This window comes from Micromonospora sp. NPDC005220 (assembly GCF_040607895.1).
Lineage (GTDB): Bacteria > Actinomycetota > Actinomycetes > Mycobacteriales > Micromonosporaceae > Micromonospora.
In genome coordinates, this window is sequence record NZ_JBEXHP010000002.1 from 91,194 (window position 1) to 110,806 (window position 19,613).

Here is a 19,613-nt window from a genome sequence, read left to right on the forward strand (position 1 = left end):
ATCTCCGTGACGAGGAAGCGTGCCGTGAGCGAGCAGAACCCCGTGCCAGTGGACCCCGCCGACGACCTTCCCGAGCAGATGAAGGTCCGCCGGGAGAAGCGGGACCGGATGCTCGCCGAGGGCATTGAGCCCTACCCGGTCGGCTTCCCCCGCACCACCACCCTGGCGCAGGTCCGGGCGAGCTACGCCGACCTGCCGACCGACACCGCGACCGGCGACCAGGTCGCGGTCACCGGCCGGGTGATCTTCGTACGCAACACGGGCAAGCTCTGCTTCGCGACCCTGCGGGACGGCGACGGCACCGAGCTGCAGGCGATGCTCTCCCTGGACCGGGTCGGGCCGGAGCGACTGGAGGCGTGGAAGCGCCTCGTCGACCTCGGCGACCACGTCGGCGTCACCGGCGAGGTGATCACCAGCCGCCGGGGCGAGCTGTCGGTGCTGGCCCAGCAGTGGGAGATGACCGCCAAGGCGCTGCGACCGTTGCCGGTGGCTCACAAGCCCCTCTCCGAGGAGGCGCGCGTTCGGCAGCGTTACGTCGATCTGATTGTCCGGCCGCAGGCACGGGAGATGGTGCGCACCCGGGCCGCCGCGGTACGCAGTCTGCGCGATTCACTGCACGGGCAGGGCTTCATCGAGGTGGAAACGCCGATGTTGCAACTGCTGCATGGAGGCGCGGCGGCCCGACCCTTCGTGACCCACAGCAATGCGTTGAACACCGATCTGTATCTGCGAATCGCTCCGGAACTGTTTCTCAAGCGCGCTGTGGTCGGCGGCGTCGACCGCGTCTTCGAGATCAACCGCAACTTCCGTAATGAGGGTGTCGACTCTTCGCACTCGCCGGAGTTCGCGATGCTGGAGACGTACCAGGCGTACGGCGACTACGACACGATCGGCGAGCTGACCCGTAATCTCGTGCAACAGGCGGCGATCGCGGTGAGCGGCTCGACGGTGGTGACCCACGCCGACGGGCGGGAGTTCGACCTGGGCGGCGAGTGGCGGTCCGTGACGTTGTTCGGTGTGCTTTCCGAAGCACTCGGCGAGGAGGTCACGGTCCGCACCGAACGCTCCCGTCTGGTGGAGTACGCGGACAAGGTGGGATTGGCCGTTGATCCGAAGTGGGGCCCGGGCAAGCTGGCCGAGGAGTTGTTCGAGGAGCTGGTCGTTCCCGGCCTGGAGGCGCCCACCTTCGTACGGGACTACCCGGAGGAGACGAGCCCGCTGACCCGGGCGCACCGCAGCGAGCCGGGGCTGGCCGAGAAGTGGGACCTCTACGTGCTCGGTTTCGAGCTGGGCACCGGGTACTCCGAGCTGGTCGACCCGATCGTGCAGCGGGAACGGCTGGTCGCCCAGGCGCAGTTGGCCGCCCGTGGCGACGACGAGGCGATGCGTCTCGACGAGGACTTTCTTCGGGCGATGGAGTATGGAATGCCGCCGGCCGGCGGTATGGGAATGGGAATCGACCGGCTGTTGATGGCCCTGACCGGGCTCGGAATTCGGGAAACGATCCTCTTCCCGTTGGTCCGCCAGGAGTAGTCCCGCCTGGCTCACGCCGAGCCGTAACGGGGTCCTATTGACGCGACGAGCGGCGCGCGGGTTATTGTGCTCTCGTTAGCAGGAGCACCCTGCTCGAAAGGAATGTGGGACGTGGCCAAGCAGATCATTCACAAGCTGGTCGATGACCTGGACGGCGGGGACGCGGACGAGACCGTCAAGTTCGCCCTCGACGGCGTTCAGTACGAGATCGACCTGTCGAGCGCCAACGCCGCGAAATTGCGCGACGCATTTGCCGCGTACGTCGGTGCCGGCACCAAGGTCGGGCGGGGCGGCGTGGTGATCGGTGGGCGGGCTGCCCGTGGTCGGGGTGGCGCGACTGCCGATCGGGAACAGAACAAGGCGATCCGGGAGTGGGCCAAGAAGGCCGGCAAGGACATCTCGGACCGGGGTCGTATCCCGCAGGAGATCGTGGACGAGTTCCACGCGAAGCGCTGATCCGTCAGCAGCTTGGTGGCCAGCCGCCACCGCAGGCGACACCGACGCCGGACCGGAGGATTACTCCGGGCCGGCGTCGCCGTGTCCGGGCGGCGTCGTGTGCCCGTTTGGGGTGACTCGCCGTTTCGGGGTGACCTCGACGTGCCCGTGTGGGGTGGCATCGTCGTTTCGGGGTGACCTCGCCGGGCCCGCTCGGGGTGGCGTCGTTGTGTCTGTTCGGGGCCGGGAAGCATTCCGGGCCAGCCGGCGTTGTCCACAACCAGTGGAACAGCTATCCACAACCTGTGGACAACCTCCCCCAGGGTCCGGCGCGGCGCTTGTCGCGACGCCGGTCCGCCCTCCCGGGGCCTTCCGGAGCGCTTCCGGACCCCGGATCGGGCTTCCGTCGAGCCAGTCGGATTTCGCTCTGCGCGTAGCGACAGGACTACCGGAACACCTCCTGAGCGCGGACGGTTGTTCAAAACGACGTGGAACCGACCCAGCGCAGCGACACACGACCTCAGCTGAGTCGGTCAGCGACGATAGAGTAAGGAGGCACGGACGCCCGTCCTGGACGTTCGCGCACCGGCCCCGCCAAGATTTGACCATCAAGGCGCACGGCACGTGAGGAGCACGAGGGCATGTTCGAGCGGTTCACCGACCGAGCGCGACGGGTTGTCGTCCTGGCCCAAGAAGAGGCCCGGATGCTCAACCACAACTACATCGGTACGGAACACATCCTGCTGGGCCTGATCCACGAAGGTGAAGGCGTCGCGGCAAAGGCCCTGGAGAGCCTCGGCATCTCCCTGGAGGGCGTCCGCCAGCAGGTCGAGGAGATCATTGGCCAGGGCCAGCAGGCGCCGAGCGGGCACATCCCGTTCACGCCGCGGGCGAAGAAGGTGCTTGAGCTGTCGCTGCGCGAGGCGCTGCAGCTCGGCCACAACTACATCGGCACGGAGCACATCCTGCTCGGGCTGATCCGTGAGGGCGAGGGCGTCGCCGCCCAGGTGCTGGTCAAGCTCGGCGCCGACCTCAACCGGGTCCGCCAGCAGGTGATCCAGCTGCTCTCCGGCTACCAGGGCAAGGAGCCTGCTGCTGCGGGCGCCGCGCCGGGTGAGGCCGCGCCGTCGACCAGCCTGGTGCTGGACCAGTTCGGCCGCAACCTGACCCAGGCCGCCCGCGAGGGCAAGCTCGACCCGGTCATCGGGCGCGAGAAGGAAATCGAGCGGGTCATGCAGGTGCTCTCCCGCCGTACCAAGAACAACCCGGTCCTGATCGGTGAGCCCGGCGTCGGTAAGACCGCCGTGGTGGAGGGCCTGTCCCAGAAGATCATCAAGGGCGAGGTGCCCGAGACCCTCAAGGACAAGCAGCTCTACACGCTCGACCTGGGCGCGCTCGTCGCCGGTTCCCGCTACCGCGGTGACTTCGAGGAGCGCCTCAAGAAGGTGCTCAAGGAGATCCGCACCCGCGGCGACATCATCCTGTTCATCGACGAGATCCACACCCTGGTGGGTGCGGGTGCCGCCGAGGGCGCGATCGACGCCGCGAGCATCCTCAAGCCGATGCTGGCCCGTGGTGAGCTGCAGACCATCGGTGCCACCACGCTGGATGAATACCGCAAGCACCTGGAGAAGGACGCCGCTCTCGAGCGCCGGTTCCAGCCGATCCAGGTGGGTGAGCCGTCGCTGGCGCACACCATCGAGATCCTCAAGGGCCTGCGTGACCGTTACGAGGCGCACCACCGCGTCAGCATCACGGACGCCGCTCTCGTGGCGGCTGCGACGCTGGCCGACCGGTACATCTCCGACCGCTTCCTGCCGGACAAGGCGATCGACCTGATCGACGAGGCCGGTGCCCGGATGCGGATCCGTCGGATGACCGCGCCGCCAGACCTGCGTGACTTCGACGAGCGCATCGCCCAGGTGCGTCGCGACAAGGAGTCCGCGATCGACGCGCAGGACTTCGAGCGCGCCGCCCAGCTGCGCGACAAGGAGAAGCAGCTCCTCGGCCAGAAGGCTCAGCGGGAGAAGGAGTGGAAGGCCGGTGACCTGGACGTCGTCAGCGAGGTTGACGACGAGCAGATCGCCGAGGTGCTCGGCAACTGGACCGGCATCCCGGTCTACAAGTTGACCGAGGAGGAGACCTCGCGCCTGCTGCGCATGGAGGACGAGCTGCACAAGCGCGTCATCGGCCAGGAGGACGCGGTCAAGGCGGTCTCGAAGGCGATCCGGCGTACCCGGGCCGGCCTGAAGGACCCGAAGCGCCCGTCGGGCTCGTTCATCTTCGCCGGCCCGTCCGGTGTCGGTAAGACCGAGCTGTCCAAGGCGCTCGCCGAGTTCCTCTTCGGCAGCGAGGACGCCCTCATCCAGCTGGACATGTCCGAGTTCCACGACCGTTACACGGTCTCCCGGCTCGTGGGTGCCCCTCCCGGCTACGTCGGCTACGACGAGGGCGGGCAGCTGACCGAGAAGGTGCGGCGTCGGCCGTTCTCGGTGGTCCTCTTCGACGAGATCGAGAAGGCCCACCCGGACGTGTTCAACACGCTCCTGCAGATCCTCGAAGACGGTCGGCTCACCGACGGTCAGGGTCGGATCGTGGACTTCAAGAACACGGTCATCATCCTGACCACCAACCTGGGCACCCGTGACGTCGCCAAGGCGGTGTCGCTGGGCTTCCAGCAGTCGGAGGACTCCGAGTCCAACTACGACCGGATGAAGCAGAAGGTCAACGACGAGCTCAAGCAGCACTTCCGGCCTGAGTTCCTCAACCGGATCGACGACACCATCGTCTTCCACCAGCTGCGCCAGACCGAGATCCTCTCGATCGTAGACATCATGATCCAGCGGATCGAGGGCCAGCTGCGGAACAAGGACATGGGTCTGGAGCTGACCGACAACGCCAAGAAGTACCTGGCCGCGAAGGGCTTCGACCCGGTGCTCGGTGCCCGTCCGCTTCGTCGCACGATCCAGCGCGACATCGAGGACAACCTCTCCGAGCGGATCCTGTTCAACGAGCTGACCCCGGGTCAGATCGTCGTGGTGGACTGCGAAGGCGACCCGGACGACATCGACAAGTCCAAGCTCGTTTTCCGGGGCTCGGACAAGCCGGTCGAAGTTCCGGACGCTGTCCCGGCCGACCTCGGTGGCACTGCCGCTGGCACCGCCGCCGCAGGCGTGGACGAGTAGTACAACCAGCAAGGGGCGGGGCCCCGGTGGCGCAAGCCACCGGGGCCCCGCCTTTGTGTGCGCTACCCGCACAGGCAACACCCGCCGCCCCCACAACAACCCCGGCCGACCACCCTCCAGGCCCGCCCGCCCCCCCGACGCGTCGCACCCCCTCGCCGGCCCGCCCGCTCGCCACGCCGGCCCGCCCGCTCGCCACGCCGGCCCGCCCGCTCGCCACGCCGGCCCGCTCGCCACGCCGGCCCGCTCGCCACGCCGGCCCGCTCGCCGTCGCCGCGGGTGTGCCGGCGTACACCCGCTCGCCGTCGCCGCGGGCTCGCTGGCGTACCCGCTTCCCGGCATCCGTGGCAGCGCATGCTCCGCGCGCTCGCGCTGCCACGGCCGGCAAGATCCGCGCAACATCAGGGAAAGTGCTGCCTCACCGCGTCCGGAGGCAGCACTTTCCCTGATGTTGTGGGGCGTTCCGGTGGGACGGGTGGTGGTCTTGCTCCCGGTGGGGTCCTCCGCCGGCAAGATCGCACAACATCCAGGATGTAGTGGCATCCGTGGCGCCTGACACCACTACATCCAGGATCGAGCACGATCTTGAGGTGAGCTGCGCCGAGCCCGGCCACCGGCCACCGGCCACGGCGACCGGCGACCGGCGACCGGCGGAGCGTGGGACGTGTGGGCGTGCGGCGTGTGGGCGTGCGGCGTGTGGGCGTGCGGCGTGTGGGCGTGCGGCGTGTGGGCGCGCGGCCGATGTGCGGGCGAGCGCCGTGTGGGCCTGCGGCGTGCGGCGGGTTGGAGCGCGCGGGCGTGCGGCCAGCGGGTCGCTGGGCAGGATTCGCGGGGTGGGGCAGGTCAGGTCAGGTCGTGAGGTCGGCCGTTGGCAGGGAGGGGCCGTCGCCGACCAGGCGAAAGGAGTCGGTGCCGGCGGGTTCGACCAGCCCGTCCTGCACCAGGCCGGCGAGGGCGCGGGCGCGTTGTACGTCGTCGGTCCAGACCTGGTCCAGCCGCTGGTGCGGGACTGGCCCGGCGCTGTCGCGGAGCACTCCGAGCAGCAGACCGCGTACCTGTCGGTCGGTGCCCGCGTACCGCTGGGGTCGGCGGGTTGGCCCGGCGGGTGCCTCCTGGCCGGACGCCCGCCACGCGCAGATCGACTCGACGGGGCAGGCGGTGCAGCGCGGTGACCGGGCTGTGCAGATCACCGCGCCGAGTTCCATGAACGCGGCGCTGGCCAGCGCGGCTGCGGCCGGTTCTGTCGGGAGCAGCTCTTCGGTGGCGACCAGGTCGGCTGGTCGGGTGACGGGCCCGGCGTCCGCTTCGCCGGCCACCGCCCGGCACACCACCCGTCGTACGTTGGTGTCGACCACAGGGTGCCGCTGCCCGTACGCGAAGGCGGCCACCGCCCGCGCCGTGTAGGTGCCGACACCGGGCAGCGCCAGCAGTTGCTCCAGCCGGTCCGGCACCTGGCCGCCGTGTCGCTCGACGATCGCGACCGCGCATTCGCGGAGCCGGACCGCTCGGCGGGGGTAGCCGAGGCGTCCCCACATCCGGATCGCCTCGGCCGGGGTGTCCGCCGCCAACGCGGCCGGCTCCGGCCAGCGGGCCAGCCATGCCTGCCAGGCCGGCACCACCCGGACCACGGGTGTCTGCTGGAGCATGACCTCGCTGACCAGGATGGCCCACGGGGTGACGCCGGGCTCGCGCCAGGGCAGGTCACGGGCGTGCTGCTGGAACCACCGGCTGACCACTGTGGCGAATTCGGGTTGAGTCATGGCGTCGTCGATGATGTCACGCCCGGCGTTCCCGTTGGGTGGGCGGCTCGGGCGGGGTGCCACGTCGTCGTTCGGCGGACGGGGGAGAATGCCCGGATGAACGAGCTCGCGATCACCGTCATCGGTCGGGACCGGCCGGGCATCGTGGCCGACGTCGCGGAGGTGCTGGCCCGACTGGGCGCGAACCTCACCGACAGCACGATGACGCGGCTGCGGGGGCATTTCGCGATGACCCTCATCTGCACCGGCCCGGCCGCCGCCGAGGTCGAGGCCGCACTGGCGGCGCTGGCCGCCGAGGGACAGTTGCTGGCGACGGTACGCGCTGTCACCCCGGACGGCGATGTGCCTCCGGCGGGTGAGCCGTACGTGATGGCGGTGCACGGTTCGGACCGGATGGGGATCGTCGCGGCGATGACGCGGGTGCTGGTGGATGCCGGGGGGAACGTCACCGATCTGAGTACCCGGTTGACCGGTGCGCTCTACGTGGTCCTGGCGGAGGTCGAGTTGCCGGCCGGTGTGGCGGACACGCTGATCGACCGGCTGCACCGGACGGCTGCCGAGCTGGGCGTGGAGGTCACTCTCCGGCCGGCGGACCCGGATCTGCTGTGACCGGCGAGGAGCGCGGGCCGGCCGTCGGCCTGGGGGACTGGACACCGGAGTCGCTCGACGTGCCGGGCGAGGTGCTGGCAGTGGTGTCCGCCCCGCACCCGGTGCTGAGTCGGGCCGCGGACGAGGTCGACCCCACGGCCAAGGAGACGGTCCAACTCGCGGCCGACCTGATAGCCACGATGAAGGTTTCGCCGGGCTGCGTCGGGCTGGCCGCGCCGCAGGTCGGGGTGGGCGCTCGGGTCTTCGCCGTCGACGTGACCGGGCACCCGAAGGCGGTGACGGTGCACGGCACCTTCGTGCTGTGCAACGCACGCGTGGTCGAGGCGACGCGGTGGAAGCCGGGCCGGGAGGGCTGCATGTCGGTGCCGGACCTGACCGGGGACGTGAAGCGGGCCAGCCGGCTGGTGGTGGAGGGTGATCTGCCGGGCAGCGGCGCGCCGGTCCGGCTGGTGACCGATGGCTTCGAGGCTCGGGCGTTGCAGCACGAGATCGACCACTGCGCGGGGCTACTCTTCCTGGACCGGGTGGCCGGTGCGCACGCGGTCTACCAGCGCAAGGTCTACCTGTGACCGGTGCGCCGTCTGTCCTTAGTAGAGGTTCGGGCGCACCCCTCGAATCGGTTCCGGCGCGTCGCGGCGCACTGCCGGGTACGGCGCGGCTACGGTGGAGGGCATCATGCGTCTGACGGTCGGCCCCCTGCCACCCGCCGTGTACTGGCGGCGTCGCGCCGTCGTACTCGGAGCGGGGTTCCTGTTCCTGATTGTCCTGCTCTACTCCTGCACCGGTTCGGGTCGTTCCGGCGACAAGGAGCCGAAGGCGGGAGGCACACCGTCGGCGACGTCCGCCGCGACGTCTGGTCCCGCTGGGCCGGTGCTGACACCGCAAACCGGCGGTCCGTCGTCGTCCGCGTCCGCTGATTCGGGTGCGACGAGTCCGAGCCCGGCGATCACCAGCAACACACCGCCGCTGGGCGCGGCGGCCGGTTCGGAGGACGACGGCACCTGCACCGACGAGGAGATCAGCGTGGTCTCGTCGGCGAGCCCGACCTCGGTGCAGCGGGGCGCGGTGGTCGAGCTGCAACTGAGGATCAAGAACACGTCGGACCGGACGTGCAGTCGCAACGTCGGCGCCGACCTTCAGGAGATCTTCATCAAGTCCGGTGCCGAGAAGATCTGGTCGTCGGACACCTGCGGCAAGGTCGAGGGCTCGGACCCGCAGTCCTTCACGCCGAACTTCGAGCGCTCCTACCAGGTGCCGTGGAACGGGCGGGACACCAGCCGGTGTAACGGCGCGCTGGCCGCCGGCCCGTTCCCGTCGGTCGGGTCGTACCAGGTGTTCGCTCGGGTCGGCACGAAGCTCAGCGACCCGGTGAAGCTCACCGTCACCGGCTGAGCCGGGTCAGACGTAGCGTTCCAGGATGGATGCCTCGGCGAGCCGGGAAAGCCCCTCACGGACGCCGCGGGCCCGGGCGTCGCCGACCCCTTCGACGGCTTGCAGGTCCTCCACTGTCGCGCCGAGCAGACGCTGGAGGCTGCCGAAGTGCAGCACCAGGCGGTCGACCACCGCCACCGGTAGCCGGGGCACCTTGGCCAGCAGTCGGAAGCCGCGCGGACTGACCGCGGCGTCGAGGGCGTCGGACGCGGCCGGGTAGCCGATCGCCTTGGCCACCGACACCAGGTCGATCAGCTCGGTGGCGCCGAGCAGGTCCAGCTCGACGAGAGCCTCGTCGAGGGTGCGCGACTTGCGGCCGACCGGGAGGTAATCCCGGATGACCAGGGTCCGGTCGGCGTCCACGCCGGCCATCAGCTCGTCGAGTTGCAGGGCGAGCAGGCGACCGTCTGTGCCCAGCTCCACCACGTAACCGGCGATCTCGTCGGCGATGCGGCGAACCATCTCCAGTCGCTGCACCACGGCCACCGCGTCCCGCACGGTGACCAGATCCTCGATCTCCAGGGCGGAGAGCGTGCCGGAGACCTCGTCCAGCCGGAGCTTGTAGCGCTCCAGGGTGGCGAGCGCCTGGTTGGCGCGGGAGAGGATGGCCGCCGAGTCGTCGAGCACGTGCCGTTGCCCGTTGACGTAGAGGCTGATGATCCGCATGGACTGGCTGACCGAAATGACCGGATAGCCGGTCTGGCGAGCCACCCGCTCGGCGGTGCGGTGCCGGGTGCCGGACTCTTCGGTCGGGATGGACGGGTCGGGCATCAGGTGCACGGCGGCCCGGACGATCCGGGTGCCGTCGCTGGAGAGCACGACAGCGCCGTCCATCTTGCACAGCTCGCGTACCCGGGTCGCGGAGAACTCCACGTCCAGTGGGAAGCCGCCGGTGCACAGGCCCTCGACCACCTTGTCGTAGCCGAGCACGATGAGCGCGCCCGTGCGACCCCGCAGGATGCGCTCCAGACCGTCGCGCAAGGCGGTGCCCGGGGCCATCAGGGCGAGATTGGCCCGCAGCGGATCTCCGGCACTCCCGGCGGCTCCCGCAGTCACGCTCACGCTGATCGGGCGGGCGGGCGAGCCCACGGCGCCGGTGCGGGCCTGGGGCGGCGCGCCGGCTGGCTTGGTGGTATCGCGGTCGATCGGCACGGGCACAGTCTACGGACTGCCGTGCGGTGGGTGCTGTCGTGGTTACTGTGATGTGTCACGATGCCGCCCTCTTCCCCGTTTTCGGCTTGCGACGTGCTGTCCGGTTTCGCCGCCCTCGTCGGCACGGTGGGTCACTCGGCGGACGCACGGGCCGCATGCTGCAACGCCGAGCGGACGTCGGTGACCTCGGTCACGCGCATCTGCTCGGGGCCGGCGCCGGTGCTGGCCGGGCCGCAGCCGGGCGGCACCAGGGCCACCTTGAACCCCAGTCGGGCCGCCTCGGCCAGCCGGCGCGGCACCGCCCCGACCCGACGCACCTCACCGGTCAGCCCCACCTCACCGATCGCCACCAGGTGCGGCGCGATCGCCAGGTTGAGCCCGCCGGAGGCGACCGCCAGCGCCACCGCCAGGTCGGCGGCCGGCTCCACCACCCGGATCCCGCCCACGGTGGCGGCGAAGACCTCCCGGTCATGCAGGGTCAGCCGCTCGGTGCGCCGTTGCAGCACCGCGAGCACCATCGCCAGTCGCGCCGAGTCGAGGCCGGAGACGGTGCGTCGGGGAGAGCCCGCCACGGTCGCGCCGATCAGGGCCTGCACCTCGGTGACCAGGGCCCGCCGCCCCTCCATGGCCACCGTCACGCAGGTGCCCGGGACCGGCTCCGCGTAGCGGGTCAGGAACAGCCCGGACGGGTCGGCCAGGCTGCTGATGCCGCCCTCGTGCATCTCGAAGCAGCCGACCTCGTCGGCCGCGCCGAACCTGTTCTTCACGCCGCGCACCAGGCGCAGCGACGAGTGCTTGTCGCCCTCGAAGTGCAGCACCACATCGACCAGGTGCTCCAGCACCCGAGGCCCGGCCACCTGGCCGTCCTTGGTGACGTGCCCGACCAGCACTGTCGCGATGCCGCGCTCCTTGGCGACCGAGACCAGCGCGGCGGTGACCGCGCGGACCTGGGTCACCCCGCCGGGCACCCCCTCGGTGCCGGTGGTCGAGATGGTCTGCACCGAGTCGAGCACCAACAGGCCCGGCTTGACCGCGTCGAGGTGACCGAGCACCGAGGCCAGATCGCTCTCTGCCGCGAGGTAGAGCTGCTCGTGCAGGGTGCCCATCCGCTCGGCGCGCAGGCGCACCTGACTGACCGATTCTTCGCCACTGACCACCAGCGAGGGGCTGCCGGCGCCGACCGCCCACTGCTGCGCCACATCGAGCAGAAGGGTCGACTTGCCCACGCCGGGCTCGCCGGCGAGCAACACCACGGCACCGGGAACCAGGCCGCCGCCGAGCACCCGGTCGAGCTCGCTCACCCCGGTGGGCACGGCGCGGGCCGGGGCGGCGCTGATGGTGGCGATCGGTCGGGCCGGCTCGGACGGCATCCGGGAGCTGACCACCCGACCGGAGACGGTCGGGCCGGTCACCGTGCTCTCGACCACCGCCCCCCACTCGCCGCACTCTGGGCAGCGCCCCACCCACTTGGGTGGCTGGTGCCCGCAGGCGTCGCACTGGTAGGCCGGGCGCGGCTCGCGGGCGGCGGACCGACCACGGGGGGCACCCGCCGTGCCGCCACGCGGAGGGGTCGATCGGGAGGTGGTCACATCAGGACGCTAGTCCTCGCGTACGACGAAAACACCCCGGCGTGGTGGTCACCACGCCGGGGTGTTTGTCGATGTGCGGGTCGGGTCACCCGTGGGTCGCGCCGCCCTCGTCGCCCTCGTGGCCGCCCTCGCGCTCGATGATCGGCGACGGAGGGGCCGCCGGGGTGAGCGGCACCGCGACCGGCGCCTGGCCGGTGACCGTGTTGCCGTTGCCGAAGTCGAAGGTCACCACGACGTTCTGGCCGGAGCGCAACGCCTCGGTCAGGCCGATCAGCCGGAGCTGCGTGGTGGCCTGCGAGTTGAACTGGATGTAGCTCAACGGCGCCAGCTCGATCCGGGCCGGCTGGCCCGGGGCGGCGGGGCTGGCCGAACCGGACGCCCGCGCCGACTCCGGGGCGGACGGGGTGGCCGAGGACGACCCGGTCTCGGACGGCGTCACCGACGGGGTCGGCGAACCGGAGGTCGAATTCGACGGGCTCTCCGAGGCGGACGGCGACGGGCTCGCCGAGCCGCCGCTGATCACCACCTCGCGGGCGCTCTCGGTGGTGACGGTGACCGTCACCGTCTCCTTGGAGTCGTTGTAGATCACGGCGCCGAGCCCCGCGTCCTGCCCGGCCCGGTAACCCTCGGTGCCCGGGTAGTCCACCAGCAGGCCCCGCACCGAGAAGGAACCGTTGCTGGTGGTGAGGCTGACGCCCTGGATCGACGGCTCCTTCAACGCGGTCTCGGCGATCTGACCGGCGCCGCATCCGGAAGCCAGCAGGCCGGCCGCCGCAATCCCGGACAGCAACAGGGCCGCCCGCCGGGATCCCCTGATCGAGCGCGTCACGTCGGTCCTCCTCGTCACAATCCCCACCCGGGCCGTACGCCGGGCACGGTGGCCATACCCGCGCAGACCGCGCTCCAGGGTAGTTGGGGCTGATCGAGGCCCGCACGCGGACCCGGCAATGCCACCGCACCGGGTGGCGTTCACACCACCCGACCGCTCGCCACCAGCAGAACCACGTCGATGAGGGCCACCAGCATCACCGCCCGGAAGGCCGCCACCGGCCGCCGGCCGACCCGGCTCGCCGAGCGCCCGGCGTACCAGCTCAGTGGCGGCACCACGGCGGCCGTGCCGACCGCCGCCCACCCGATCACCGACGGCGGCCCGGGTGGTCCGAGGGCCAGCGCCGCGGTCGCCGCGAGGAGGAGACCCGCCGCGGCCACCCGGCTGCCGGCGGCGCCCAGCCGGTGGGGCAGGCCGCGCACGCCGGTGCGGGCGTCGTCGGCCAGGTCGGGCAGCACGTTGGCGAAGTGCGCGCCGGCGCCCAGGCAGGCCGCCGCCGTCACCAGCCAGCCGGGCGGGGCCGGCTGACCGGGCAGCGCCAGCACCACGAAGGCGGGCAGCGCGCCGAACGACACGGCGTAGGGCAGCACCGAGAACGCGGTGGCCTTGAGCGGCCAGTCGTAGAGCAGGGCGGAGACCAGGGCGAGCGTCAGCCAGAACGCCGCCGCCGGATTCGTGGTCAGCGCCAGCAGCGGGCAGGCCACCGCGGCCGCCGCGGCGGCCCAGGCCGTGGCGCGTCTACCGACCGCGCCACTGGCGACCGGTTTGTCGGTACGCCCCACAGTGGCGTCCCGCTCGGCGTCCAGCGCGTCGTTGGTCCAGCCGACGGCGAGCTGGCTGGCCAGCACGGCGAGCACCACCGACACGATTCCCGCCGGCCGGTGGCCCACTCCCCACGCCAGCAGACCGGCCACCGTGGTCACCGCTGCGGCCGGTTCCGGATGGCTCGCTCTGACCAGCCCTAACACCCTCGACGACATAAGGGAAGTCTGGTCGTTACCGAGCAGTCGTGCCACGCTCGGTTCCATGCGAGACGTGGCTGCGGCCGGGGCGTCCACCGGCCCGAGGGTGCTGCCGCGAAACGATCCGCGTCAGTACGACGATCTGGCCGGTGAGTGGTGGCGGCCGGATGGCGCGTTCGCGATGCTGCACTGGCTGGCCGAGGCCCGTGCGGCGCTGGTGCCGCCGGCCACCCGTCCGGGCGCGTTGCTCGTCGATCTGGGCTGTGGTGCCGGCCTGCTCGCGCCGCACCTGGCCGGCAAGGGCTACCGGCACGTCGGGGTGGACCTGACCCGCTCGGCGCTCGTCCAGGCGGCCGAGCACGGGGTACGCGTGGTCCAGGGTGACGCCACCGCGGTTCCGCTGCCCGACGGCTGTGCCGACGTGGTCTCCGCGGGCGAGCTGCTGGAGCACGTGCCGGCCTGGCCGCGCGCGGTGGCCGAGGCGTGTCGGCTGCTGCGCCCCGGTGGCGTGCTGGTGCTGGACACCCTGAACGACACGGCGCTGGCCCGGCTCGTCGCGGTCCGGATCGCCGAGCGGCTGCCGACGGTGCCTCGCGGCATCCATGATCCACGGTTGTTCGTGGACGCGCGGGCGCTGGTGGCCGAGTGCGCCCGGCACGACGTCGACCTGCGGCTGCGGGGCATCCGTCCGCAGGTCGGTGGCGTGCTCGCCTGGCTGCTGCGCCGGGCCCGCGCGAGCCGGACGGCCGGTGCGGTGCCCGTCTGCCGCGCGCCGCGCATCGTGCCGACCCGGTCCACCGCCGTGCTCTACCAGGGCCGGGGGGTCCGCAAAGGATAGTCGGGCCGGGGCGGGGGTATGGAACGCCAAGGAGGGTGCGAGATGACGGTGCACGCGCTTGAGGCAGCACGCCGGTTGGCGCCACGGTTCGCCGCGCGGGCAGCCGAGCATGACCGGGACGGTTCCTTCCCCGTGGACGACTTCGCCGACCTGCGAGAGGCCGGCCTGTTCGGGCTGATGGTGCCCCGGGCGCTCGGCGGCCTCGGAGCCACCTTCGCCGAGTACGCCGCGGTGGCCACCGAGCTTGCCCGGGGCAACGGTGCGACCGCCCTGGTGTTCAACATGCACGCCTCGGTGACCGGCGCGCTGGGCGCGGTCACCGAGGAGTTGGCCGAGGCGCTGGGCGTACCGGACGAGGCGCTGGCCGCCCGCGACCGGCTGCTCGGCGCGGCGGCGCAGGGCGCCTGGTACGCGGTCGCGATGAGCGAGCGTGGCGCTGGAGCCCGGCTGTCCCAGCTGACCACGGCGTACGAGCCGACCGACGGGGGCTGGCATCTCAAGGGCAGCAAGACCTTCTGCTCCGGGGCCGGGCACGCGGACGGCTACCTGGTGGCGGCGCGCAGCGCGGCCGACCAGTCGGTGGTCTCCCAGTTCCTGGTGCCGGCGGGCGACGGGCTGACGGTGGAGCCGACCTGGGATTCGCTCGGCATGCGCGCCACCTCCTCCCACGACCTGCACCTGGACGTCAGCGTGCCCGCCGACCGGCTGCTCGGCGGGGTGGAGGGGCTGGCGCTGGTGGTGGCTCAACTGATGCCGCACTGGCTGGTGGCCAGCTACGCGGCCGTCTACGTGGGGGTGGCCCGGGCGGCGATCGACGCGGCGGCCGAGCACCTCAACGCCCGCAACCTGGCCGGTCTGCCGGCGGTGCGGGCCCGGCTGGGTCGGGCGGACGCGGCGACGGCCGCCGCGCAGCTGGTGGTCGCGGAGGCGGCCCGGCGGGTGGACGAGGCACCCGGTGACGAGGAGACCAACCGCTGGGTGTGGCGGGCGAAGCTGCTGGCCGGCACCACGGCCGCCGAGGTGGCGGCGTCGGTGCTGGAGTCGGCGGGCACCTCGGCGACCCGCCGTGGTCATCCGTTGGAGCGGCTGTACCGCGACGCCCGCTGCGGCTCACTGCATCCGGCCACGTCGGATGTCTGCGCCGACTGGCTCGGCATCGCCGCGCTGGGCGGCGACCCGGATCGTGACGGATCGGCACCACGTTGGTGAGCCCGCGGGCTCGCACTGAAGAACGACCAGCCGAGGTGGCTGGAGGGACGGCCAGGGGGAGGACAGCATCTGACGAGAGGTGGGGATCGTGTCCGTACCAGTGATCGCGGGGCTCGGGACAGCGCAGCCGCCGTCCGCTTCGCAGGACGAGTTGTGGGAGGGCTTCTTCTCCCGGCACTTCTCCGGCACCACCCGGTCGTTGGCCCAGCGAATCTTCGCCAACTCGGGGGTGACCCGGCGGCAGGCCGCGGTCAACCCGCTGCTGGAGGACGTGTCGGACTGGCCGACCGAGCGCCGGATGCGCCGCTACCAGGTGGAGGCGCTGCCGCTGGGCAAGGAGGCGGTGGGTCGGGCGTTGACCGCGGCCGGGCTGAGCGCCGGTGACATCGGGCTGTTCATCGTCTGCTCGTGCACCGGGTACGCCACCCCGGGATTGGACATCCTGCTCGCCCGGGACCTGGGCATGGCCGCGGACACCCAGCGGATGGTCATCGGCCACATGGGCTGTTACGCGGCGCTGCCGGGGCTCGGCGCGGCGAGTGATTTCGTCGCCGCCCGGGGGCGTCCGGCGCTACTGCTCTGCGCGGAGCTGACCAGCCTGCACATCCAGCCGTCCAGCGCCCGGGTGGACACCCAGCAGATCGTGTCCCATGCGCTCTTCTCGGACGCGGCGGTCGCCGCCGTGGTCGTGCCCGGCGGCCCGGGGTACGCGCTGCGCGAGGTCACCGCCGTCACCGACACCTCGACCGCCGACCACATGACCTGGGACGTCACCGACGCGGGCTTCCGGATGGGGCTGTCGCCGAAGGTGCCGCAGGTGCTGTCGAGGCACGTCCGCGGGTTGGTCGACGAGCTGCTGGCCCGGCACGGCGTCGCCAGCTCCGAGGTGGACGGTTGGGCCGTACACCCGGGCGGGCCGCGCATCCTCAACGTGGTCGAGCGGGAGTTGGCGTTGCCGCCGCTGGGGCTGGCAGCGTCCCGGGCGACGCTGGACGAGCACGGCAACTGCTCGTCGCCGACGGTGCTGCTGATCCTGGACCGGTTGGGTCGGGCGACACCGGCGGCGCGGCGCATCGTCATGCTGGCCTTCGGCCCCGGCCTCACCCTGTACGCAGCCCTGCTCGATCGACAGGACTGAACCTCCGGCCGGTACGCTCGGTGGGTGGATGCGACGGCGGACGATCGGCTGCGCTCGGTGGTGCTGTTCGGTGCCGCGTCGGCCGTCCTGGTCGTCGGCGGCTGGTGGTGGCAATCTGCCGCGCCCGCGTCGACGGCCGCGACGGCTGCCTCTCCCACGGCGACGCCGGGCGCCGAGCAGAGCGTCAGCACCCCACTGGAACGCCTCATCGTGGCTGAGGGGCCCGAAGCGCGGATCACGGCTCGGATGGACCCCGACACCGGCGAGGTCATCCGGGTGGAAAGCAGCCCAATGGCGGTGATCGACCCGGCGACGGGCTCGATCACCGACATCGAGGGCGATCCCGGGGTGCTCTTTCCCGCGGGTGACCTGCCGCCGTTCCGCGAGACGATCTGGCGGGAGCAGCGGGAGCTCGCTCCCGGTCAGGGACTGACCCGGCAGGCCGGCGGCGACGGCGCTCGCTACCTGCTCCAGTACCGGTGCACCCGCCCTGGCACGCTGGCGGTGACGAGCACCGGTGCCGAGATCGTCGGCCAGTCGCGGGTCGACTGCGACGGCACGATCGCCAATGCCGAGGTGCTGCCCGGTGGGGGGCCGTTCCGGGTGTCGCTGTCGGCCGTCGACCGGCCCATCGACATCCAGGCGCAACTCGTCGCGCTGCCCGAATAGGCGCGGCGGGTCAGGCGGCCAGGGCGGTCAGGTCGCGCCGGTAGGAGTCGGTGGTGCCCAGTTCGGGCAGCACCCGGGTCACGATGCCGGCCCGGTCGACGAGCAGGCCGGTCGCCGCGCCGGGGCGGGCCGGTTGACCGAGGAACGAGCGCAGCCCTCCGGCGGGGTCGGCCAGGGCGCGAGCCCGCCGCCCGATGGTGGGCCCGGCCGGGGCCGTCTTCCCGCCGGTGACGGTGACCACGGAGACGCCGGCGGGGGCGGCCGCCAGGGCGTCGGTGACCCGGTCCGGGCAGGGGCAGCCGTCCAACAAAATGATCATGGCGGGTAGCAGGCCGCGCAGTGGCACGGGTGCGTCGTCCGCGTCGACCAGGTCGAGTGCGGGCAGCGGCTGACCGGCGAGGGTCGCGGGCGGCGCGTAGGGGGCCGGGGTCGGCCGGTCGGTACCGCGGTTGGCTCGGGGCCAGGTGACCGCCACCAGGCCGGCCAAGGTGGTGAGGACCGCCACCAGCAGCACCAGCAGCGGCAGGCCCAGTGCCCGGTAGCCCCCCGACAGGCCGCTGGCCCGGCGCAGCTCACGGCGGACCTGGGCGGCCTCGGCGGCAAGCGCGGAGGCGTCGTCGGGAACCACCACCCGACCCCATTCGGGCGGAAGGCCGGGCAGGCCGTCGGCTGGCCCGTTCCCCTCTGCGTCCGGCTTGCCCATCGGACCTCCTGGAAGCGTCTCGAGAGCGGAGTGCGGCTCTCTCCAGGGTCGCGCACCGGGGGCTCCTCCCGCTACATCTGGGCGCGGTCCTGCTGGCCGGGCTACCATGGGAGGAGCGCGTAGCCCTTGATCTCGACGTTCTGTTCACCCGCACCGGGCAGTCATTTGTGCGTTACGGAGCGTGTTCGAACCATTGGTTTGACCGCCTGTCAAGCTGAAGCAAGACCTCTCACAGGGCCCCTGAGCTGCGCCAATGGTCAGGACATCGGAGAGACATCAGTGCCTGACCGTGTTACCCTAGACACAGCGAAAGGGGTTTCGAACCTATGGTTTTCAGTGTCGGCGAGACCGTTGTTTACCCCCACCACGGGGCCGCACTCATCGAGGCAATCGAGACTCGGATCATCAAGGGCGAGCCTAAGAAATATCTCGTCCTGAGGGTCGCGCAGGGTGACCTGACGGTCCGGGTGCCCGCCGAGAACGCCGAGATCGTGGGCGTGCGCGAGGTGGTCGGCGAAGAGGGCCTCGGGAAGGTCTTCGACGTTCTGCGGGCTCCGCACACCGAGGAGCCGACCAACTGGTCGCGGCGTTACAAGGCCAATCTGGAAAAGCTGGCTTCCGGCAACCCGCTGAAGGTCGCCGAGGTCGTGCGTGACCTGTGGCGCCGGGAGCGGGAGCGGGGCCTCTCTGCGGGCGAGAAGCGGATGCTCGCCAAGGCCCGCGACATTCTCGTCGGCGAGGTCGCGCTGGCCGAGAAGAGCACCAAGGACGAGGCGGAGACGCTGCTCGACAAGGTCCTCACCGAGGCCTAGTCCGCACAGCATCGTCGTACCCACTTCGTAGTGAAGAAACCACCGAGGACCGCGACGTGACCGCGCAGCTCAATCCGCGCGGTGACGTCGCGGTCCTTGTGCCTGCGGCGGGTGCCGGCGTACGACTCGGCCCCGGCCGACCCAAGGCGCTGCGCCTGCTCGCCGGTGAGCCGCTGTTGGTGCACGCCGTGCGTCGACTGGCCGCCGCGCCGTCGGTGCACACCATCGTGGTGGCCGCGCCGGCCGCCGAGGTGCAGGCCGTCCGCGAGCTGTTGGCCCCGATCGCACCGGTGATCGTGGTGCCCGGCGGCGCGGAACGGCAGGCGTCGGTGGCCGCCGCGCTGGCCGCGGTGCCCGCCGGCCCGACGATCGTCCTGGTGCACGACGCCGCCCGAGCGCTCACCCCGCCTGAGCTGGTCGAATCCGTAGCGGCGGCGGTCCGGGGCGGGCAGGACGCGGTGATCCCGGTCCTGCCGGTCGTCGACACGATCAAGGAAGTCGGTGCCGGCGAGGTGGTGCTCGGCACCGTCGACCGTTCCGCCCTGCGCGCGGTGCAGACCCCGCAGGGTTTCCGTCGGGCCGTGCTCAGCGCCGCACACGCTGCCGCCGGTGACTCCCTCACCGACGACGCCGGGCTGGTCGAGAAGCAGGGCGTCGCGGTGAGCTGCGTGCCCGGCTCGGAGTACGCACTGAAAATCACTCGACCGTTCGACCTGGCTCTGGCCGAGCATCTGCTTGCCGCCGCCGGTTGACGCGTTGACC

18 protein-coding genes are annotated in these 19,613 nt (G+C 71.6%); 12 read left to right on the forward strand and 6 right to left on the reverse strand.

What is annotated here, in order from left to right; translation table 11 throughout:
• Positions 1-24 precede the first annotated feature (24 nt).
• The 3 genes from lysS (at position 25) to ABZU52_RS01420 (ending at position 5,153) form a co-directional block, all read left to right on the forward strand.
• On the forward strand, positions 25-1,533 hold the full coding sequence (gene lysS / locus ABZU52_RS01410; protein ID WP_354969122.1) for a lysine--tRNA ligase: 1,509 nt from the start codon (positions 25-27) through the stop codon (positions 1,531-1,533).
• Positions 1,534-1,644: 111 nt separating this feature from the next.
• A complete protein-coding gene (locus ABZU52_RS01415; RefSeq protein WP_081883668.1) occupies positions 1,645-1,989 on the forward strand; it encodes an Lsr2 family protein in 345 nt (114 codons plus the stop codon).
• A gap of 620 nt (positions 1,990-2,609) precedes the next feature.
• Positions 2,610-5,153, forward strand: coding sequence for an ATP-dependent Clp protease ATP-binding subunit (locus ABZU52_RS01420; protein WP_030327930.1), 2,544 nt, complete (start codon positions 2,610-2,612; stop codon positions 5,151-5,153).
• An 845-nt stretch (positions 5,154-5,998) separates the two neighbouring features.
• Here ABZU52_RS01420 and ABZU52_RS01425 read toward each other — a convergent pair.
• Complete coding sequence (locus ABZU52_RS01425) at positions 5,999-6,910, reverse strand: A/G-specific adenine glycosylase (RefSeq protein ID WP_354969123.1); 912 nt, start codon at positions 6,908-6,910, stop codon at positions 5,999-6,001.
• A gap of 96 nt (positions 6,911-7,006) precedes the next feature.
• Here ABZU52_RS01425 and ABZU52_RS01430 point away from each other — a divergent pair, with 96 nt between their 5' ends.
• From ABZU52_RS01430 to ABZU52_RS01440, 3 genes are all read left to right on the forward strand, one after another.
• Entirely contained in the window at positions 7,007-7,519 is a 513-nt protein-coding gene (locus ABZU52_RS01430; protein WP_354969124.1) for an ACT domain-containing protein, read from the forward strand.
• Positions 7,516-8,088, forward strand: coding sequence for a peptide deformylase (locus ABZU52_RS01435; protein ID WP_354969125.1), 573 nt, complete (start codon positions 7,516-7,518; stop codon positions 8,086-8,088). Before ABZU52_RS01430 ends, ABZU52_RS01435 begins: the two co-directional genes overlap by 4 nt.
• Before the next feature lie 106 nt (positions 8,089-8,194).
• Positions 8,195-8,911: a hypothetical protein gene (locus ABZU52_RS01440; RefSeq protein ID WP_354969126.1), complete on the forward strand. Its 717-nt coding sequence runs from the start codon at positions 8,195-8,197 to the stop codon at positions 8,909-8,911.
• Positions 8,912-8,917: 6 nt separating this feature from the next.
• Here ABZU52_RS01440 and disA read toward each other — a convergent pair whose 3' ends face one another.
• The 4 genes from disA to ABZU52_RS01460 form a co-directional block, all read right to left on the reverse strand.
• The gene (gene disA, locus ABZU52_RS01445; protein WP_030327921.1) at positions 8,918-10,102 is read right to left on the reverse strand and encodes a DNA integrity scanning diadenylate cyclase DisA; all 1,185 of its coding nucleotides are present in this window, start codon (positions 10,100-10,102) and stop codon (positions 8,918-8,920) included.
• A gap of 131 nt (positions 10,103-10,233) precedes the next feature.
• Positions 10,234-11,691, reverse strand: a complete 1,458-nt coding sequence (radA, locus tag ABZU52_RS01450) for a DNA repair protein RadA (RefSeq protein ID WP_354969127.1) — start codon at positions 11,689-11,691, stop codon at positions 10,234-10,236.
• An 85-nt stretch (positions 11,692-11,776) separates the two neighbouring features.
• A complete protein-coding gene (locus ABZU52_RS01455; protein WP_354969128.1) occupies positions 11,777-12,520 on the reverse strand; it encodes a hypothetical protein in 744 nt (247 codons plus the stop codon).
• A 140-nt stretch (positions 12,521-12,660) separates the two neighbouring features.
• On the reverse strand, positions 12,661-13,548 hold the full coding sequence (locus tag ABZU52_RS01460) for a UbiA family prenyltransferase (protein ID WP_354969129.1): 888 nt from the start codon (positions 13,546-13,548) through the stop codon (positions 12,661-12,663).
• On the opposite strand from ABZU52_RS01460, the gene ABZU52_RS01465 reads away from it, so the two are divergent.
• The 4 genes from ABZU52_RS01465 to ABZU52_RS01480 all read left to right on the forward strand — a co-directional run bounded on the left by ABZU52_RS01465 (position 13,547) and on the right by ABZU52_RS01480 (position 17,336).
• Complete coding sequence (locus ABZU52_RS01465) at positions 13,547-14,320, forward strand: methyltransferase domain-containing protein (RefSeq protein ID WP_354969130.1); 774 nt, start codon at positions 13,547-13,549, stop codon at positions 14,318-14,320. The genes ABZU52_RS01460 and ABZU52_RS01465 overlap by 2 nt on opposite strands.
• Before the next feature lie 42 nt (positions 14,321-14,362).
• On the forward strand, positions 14,363-15,529 hold the full coding sequence (locus tag ABZU52_RS01470; RefSeq protein ID WP_354969131.1) for an acyl-CoA dehydrogenase family protein: 1,167 nt from the start codon (positions 14,363-14,365) through the stop codon (positions 15,527-15,529).
• A gap of 88 nt (positions 15,530-15,617) precedes the next feature.
• Positions 15,618-16,667 carry a type III polyketide synthase gene (locus ABZU52_RS01475; protein ID WP_354969132.1) on the forward strand — a complete coding sequence of 350 codons (1,050 nt, stop codon included), beginning with the start codon at positions 15,618-15,620 and terminating at the stop codon, positions 16,665-16,667.
• 24 nt (positions 16,668-16,691) lie between these two features.
• Positions 16,692-17,336 (forward strand): hypothetical protein, encoded by a 645-nt coding sequence (locus ABZU52_RS01480; protein ID WP_354969133.1) that lies wholly within the window; start codon positions 16,692-16,694, stop codon positions 17,334-17,336.
• A gap of 10 nt (positions 17,337-17,346) precedes the next feature.
• Here the strand turns inward: ABZU52_RS01480 and ABZU52_RS01485 are convergent, their stop codons facing one another.
• Positions 17,347-18,039, reverse strand: coding sequence for a hypothetical protein (locus ABZU52_RS01485; protein ID WP_354969134.1), 693 nt, complete (start codon positions 18,037-18,039; stop codon positions 17,347-17,349).
• A gap of 326 nt (positions 18,040-18,365) precedes the next feature.
• Between ABZU52_RS01485 and ABZU52_RS01490 the strand changes: the two genes are divergently transcribed.
• Together ABZU52_RS01490 and ispD are read left to right on the forward strand one after the other, a co-directional pair.
• Positions 18,366-18,851: a CarD family transcriptional regulator gene (locus ABZU52_RS01490; RefSeq protein ID WP_088950500.1), complete on the forward strand. Its 486-nt coding sequence runs from the start codon at positions 18,366-18,368 to the stop codon at positions 18,849-18,851.
• A gap of 56 nt (positions 18,852-18,907) precedes the next feature.
• Positions 18,908-19,603 carry a 2-C-methyl-D-erythritol 4-phosphate cytidylyltransferase gene (ispD, locus tag ABZU52_RS01495; RefSeq protein ID WP_354969135.1) on the forward strand — a complete coding sequence of 232 codons (696 nt, stop codon included), beginning with the start codon at positions 18,908-18,910 and terminating at the stop codon, positions 19,601-19,603.
• Positions 19,604-19,613: the final 10 nt, after the last annotated feature.